At 42.8% G+C, this 4,787-nt stretch carries 4 protein-coding genes; all 4 read right to left on the bottom strand.

Annotated elements, in window-relative coordinates:
* Nucleotides 1–359 (bottom strand): hypothetical protein (locus tag G9371_RS18905; RefSeq protein WP_165471307.1); only part of this gene is annotated, 359 nt, incomplete at its 3' end.
* A gap of 67 nt (nucleotides 360–426) precedes the next feature.
* A complete protein-coding gene (locus tag G9371_RS18900) occupies nucleotides 427–3,864 on the bottom strand; it encodes a host specificity factor TipJ family phage tail protein (protein ID WP_029423752.1) in 3,438 nt (1,145 codons plus the stop codon).
* Entirely contained in the window at nucleotides 3,857–4,219 is a 363-nt protein-coding gene (locus tag G9371_RS18895; protein ID WP_029423751.1) for a hypothetical protein, read from the bottom strand. Before G9371_RS18895 ends, G9371_RS18900 begins: the two co-directional genes overlap by 8 nt.
* Nucleotides 4,216–4,722, bottom strand: a complete 507-nt coding sequence (locus G9371_RS18890) for a DUF1833 family protein (RefSeq protein ID WP_029423750.1) — start codon at nucleotides 4,720–4,722, stop codon at nucleotides 4,216–4,218. Before G9371_RS18890 ends, G9371_RS18895 begins: the two co-directional genes overlap by 4 nt.
* Nucleotides 4,723–4,787: the final 65 nt, after the last annotated feature.

Here is a 4,787-nt window from a genome sequence, read left to right as displayed (position 1 = left end):
TTAAACTCTTTGATCACTTCAACGATCGTTTTACCTTCCTGTTTATCTATAAAATTAAAAATCCAACGGACTAAAGCCCAACCGGGTAAACCACAAACAAAGAAGAACCCACCTAGAGCAATCATCCCCCATACATCAGTAACCCATTCATGAAGTCCCCACTTCACAATAATGAATGAGCCGCCAGCAAGGCTTGATACAACAGTACAGATCAAACCTACTGCCCACTCTTGTGGTGAACGTGGCATACGAGTCATTAATACCACTGCTGCAACCAAACCGACCGCTAAAGTCACCATGATTGCAATCCCGTACAATTTTAGTAGTGCTGTAAAACCGCTTGTGGAAACTGGTTCCATTAATATCTCCAAAAAATTTAGACAATAAAAAAGCACCCGAATTGGGTGCTCAAAGTTATTTTAAGTTTTAAAGGGTTTGTAGAATTTTCCCTCCGTTAATCAGTTGAGTTGTAAGTGGAGCAACTCCAATAATTGCAGGTCCCCCCGGCCCCGGCTGGCCTTCAGTTGTGCCATGGTATTTCCAGTTCCACGTTCCATCATTGGTGGACTTGGTACCACGTTCGCCCCAGTTTCCGCCATCGCCTGATAATGGAGATCCATAGCGGTCATTTTGGGTTCGATAACCTTTACCGGGTACCGAAGCTTCGGCATCAGTAATTTTTAAGACATTGAAGTAACTTCCAAAATACCAGCGCCAATCTTGTGAGTCGCTTGAAATTGGCTGGCCTGTCATGACCCGTCCAAATGGTGCACCAGCTCCACCCGGAATACCTTGAACACCATAAGACAACCCAGTGTAAATACCGCTTGGTGTTGCTCCACCACCAGATCCACCTCGAGCTAGAGTGCCGCCATCAATAATCAGGTTTAGTTTGCTGTGCCGGTTCAATAAACCAGGTGCTCCCTGAAACCCATCACGGCGGGTTTTGGTAAAGTTGTAATCCGGATCCGTTTCCCAAGCGCCAAATGCCAAATGAGGTAAACCGCCATCACCACCACGTCCAACAACAGCACCTTTAATCGTCAGATTTACCACCAGATCAGGTGGGAACTCACCAGTATCAATGGCAGGTAGTTCAGTCGCTGCAGGGGCAATAAATTCCTGTTTCGGCGGACTAGAGTTGTAGTCGAATTTATAGACGAATCTGGTTTCTGGTCGATAAGAACTCGAACTAGAAACTAGTGCACCAGATTCAACTACAAAACTGATTTCTCCAGTTGTTGGCAAATCCCCTCTTTGCATTTGATATAAACGTGCCAGATTTATATCCAGCTGGTCATATCGAATGTAAATTGGAGAATCATCAACCGGCACATCAATAAAGTCCTTGTCATTGAGGTAATAACGCACATCGTAATTAATTGCCGTAATGGTATTGGAGAACTGATCAGCCGGTTCTCTTTTTGCGACCAGATAAGGCAATGAACCTTTAGTATCGTCATTAACCACCGTATAGATAGTATTCACAAAATCATCAGGGCTTAACTTTAATGCGCTGTTCGGTAAACGTCCTAAAACTACTTTGTTCTTGGCTGAGCCCGGTGTAACAGGTATTAGGTCCACGGTACCATCACTCATTTGCAGATAAATCACATAGCTTTTGCCTGCAATAAAATCTACATCATGGCTTAGAGTGAGAATTAAACCTTCTTGCTGTACCACCTCTCCACTTTGATGGATACCATTGCGAGGATCTGCAACAGCAATACGGTTACGCAACACTAGTAATTCCGATTCTGGTGCAGCATCATAGGTAATGGATTTACGTTGAAACCTAATCTTGTTCCAAAGTCGGTATGCATTGAAATGCGCTTGCCACTTGTTTCGTACACCAACAGATTTCACCTCTTTGGGGTTCTTTGCTCCTCTATCCGGTAAATAGATATTGATACGGCTATCGTCGGCTGGATTCGTATATTCATAGATCAAACCATCGTAGTCATCCATTACACCAAAAGTTAGGTCTTGCTTATAAGTTTCCGGAATGATATTCCGGAAGTTAAACAGCATTACCGAGTTATCAGTTGGTTGTTCAAAGTAGATTTTGAGCTTATTGTTTTGCCAATATGCCGTACAAAATACAGCATCACAAAGGTTAGTGGCCAGTTCTTCAAATGATAGGTTTGTATCATCAATCGTAGTACAGAACTCGGCTGCCAAAGGTGTACCAAAATAATCAACAATATCGTTATAAGTACGGTAGATGTTTTCTATATCAATCTCTTCGATCGTACGGCGACCAATCTTGTCATCCAGTGCCATTGAGACTAATGCATCAGCAAAGCTTGATGTTGGATATAGCTCTGTTGTCATTGCCCCGTTTTTATAAGTCGGTAACATTCGCTGAAGATCAAAATTGATCTTGCGGGACTTAACAGATAAAGCTCCAGTGGTTGCATAAGTACGCGCACGAAAAACCGTTTCATGCTCATACACTGTGCTTTGTAAAGGATAAGCACCGTAAAGCGCCTGCCACTTTACTTCATCTACTACCGTTGTAACTGCCGGAGTCGGAGTTAAACGGCGTGCACGGACACTACAACGACCCTGAAATGTCACCATATCCAGCGTTGCACCGACTGTCTGACGTGACTTTGCCGAACCCTTTAAAATGATCTGCTTCAGCATTGGATTGCCAATGGCTACACCAAATTCATTAACCGGCGTTACTTCAACTTCAATCGTAACGTTTACAGCACCCTGATTTCCACCTGAAGAAACTGTGTAAAGTCCATTTGTGGCCACAAAGTTACATAGCACCCGACTTCGTTCGACATTGTCCAGAATGAAAGGACCAATCCACTTTTCACCTATTGAACTTATCTTTGGTGATAAAGCTGCTGTTTGCTGGTTACTTAACTCTTTAATCTTTAACCAGTTAGCATTAACGGCCGCCGGATTTGATAACGTCATGCGATCATCAGCTACCGATAGAACGCTGTAAGTGCCGTTTAAATCATAAGTCTGGCCGTTAAACGTGAATGAGGCATTGGTGATTTCTACACGGTCATTACTTACAAACTTAGTGGTTAAATCTGTGTTGTTTGCCGTTGCCCGAAGGATCTCGTTTGGATATGCAAAATGAAGGTAGTTCGTACCTTCTAAAGACTGTGTATCTGCTGGACGGAGAACTTGGCCATTAACAGAAGTTTGATGCTGAACCGTTAGTGGGGGCGTGGTAATTTCGGTACCAAGTGAGAAATATGGCTCACCCGAAACAATATCAACGCCTGGTCGAAAGACTTCTACCGATGCACCGGCAATATCGACAATGTTGGTTTCGCCGTCATAAGCACCGTTAATTTTATAGTGACCACGACCAATACAACCGACAACATGTTCTACTTCAACATTGTTTTCATATACCTTGTAAGGCACCGCGATTAGATCAGGAGTATCGTGAGCCGCTCCGTAAATATCAGCAATACGGCCATTAACCCGAATCTTGTTTTCACGGTTTGAAAGTTCGTTGTTTGCCGAAGAAGACTGGTTGTTATTCTGGTTAGTCTGTGCAATTGATGGAGTTGGCATCAATAAGGCAACTGCTACACTTAGAACAATAGAAACAATGGCAGCAACAAGTGCAGGAATGCCTTTAGGATTTTCAATTACGATAAAAGTACCCGGTAAGAAATCTAGCTGCTTTAACTCATATGCATTCTTCGGTGTGACTTCATTCGCAAATGAAATTTCCGCATGATCCATATTACTCGTAGTGTGAAAAATACGGACATGTTCAGGCATATATTCATATTTTGAAGTAAGCCATAGTCCTATCGTTTCGGCATGTTCAATGGTCTTGTTTTCAGATAAAGGATCCTGCTTATAAATAATCTTAATCATAGTAACTGACCCGACTAAACCCCATCGCTTTAATGACGTCTTCCGCTAAATAAGTAACTCCGCCTTCCATCAAATGTAGAACACGGCCCAAACGAAAAAGCCCCACATGTGGGGGCTTGTTTCTTTGTTTCGGGTGGAAGGCGACTATGCATCCTTCCTTGGGCATGGGCAGCGGATTTAAAAGTTTTAACCGTGATGGCAGGAAAGTAATTTTGCCCTTAGGTTGCATAAAGAGTTCGAGTGCTTCGCCTCTGTCTATTCCGTATAGATCCAATGCAGCTTCATGAGCAAAATGAACACAGTTGTAGTCTTCTTCATCGTATTGCTTATCAAGCAAATGATCATGACTTTTCATACAGCCCCCTTCAATCCACTAAAGCGATCCAGTGCAAAGATATCTCCAGTTTTAGTGGTATTTAATCGCGGCGATTCAGCTTTGAATGTCACAGCTTTGTGATTCATTGAGACACCAGCAAGTCGCAACCCAAGTAGGTAATGAATCGGTGTATTTAGATTATCTGAGCTGTAAATCCGGTAGTTCACAGTAGGTTTCACATCAGTAAACTGCCCTTCCATTACACGCTCAAACTCATCAGGTAAAATATCACCAAGCCCAGAAATTGAAACGGTCAAAGTCTGGTCCAGATCACCGAGCATTCCAGATCTTTGAATTGTCATAGGAAGGTATTCGTAAAATACTTGCCCCGCGCCTTCATTGTGCTGAACATACACCCCGCGATCATCATTACGGACTACCCGGTAAGTATTCATAAAAGAAGGATGTGATAGCTCAATACATTCCAGTTGATAAACATCAACTTTTCGATTGAAAAAGAATTTGGCATATTCGTTATCCATCAGACCTCCCAATCCTTAATCAAAGCTATATCGGCAGTCAGGTTAGGCTGGTTTTGAACAACTTC

The organism is Acinetobacter sp. EKM10A (genome assembly GCF_011075215.1).
Classification (GTDB): domain Bacteria; phylum Pseudomonadota; class Gammaproteobacteria; order Pseudomonadales; family Moraxellaceae; genus Acinetobacter; species Acinetobacter baumannii.
This window is presented reverse-complemented; position numbering and strand designations above follow the sequence as displayed.

Excerpts from the sequence above, each read along its gene's own strand:
- G9371_RS18890 (WP_029423750.1), bottom strand. The coding sequence starts at position 4,722 with ATGGATAACGAATATGCCAAATTCTTTTTCAATCGAAAAGTTGATGTT.
- G9371_RS18895 (WP_029423751.1), bottom strand. The coding sequence starts at position 4,219 with ATGAAAAGTCATGATCATTTGCTTGATAAGCAATACGATGAAGAAGAC.
- G9371_RS18900 (WP_029423752.1), bottom strand. The coding sequence starts at position 3,864 with ATGATTAAGATTATTTATAAGCAGGATCCTTTATCTGAAAACAAGACC.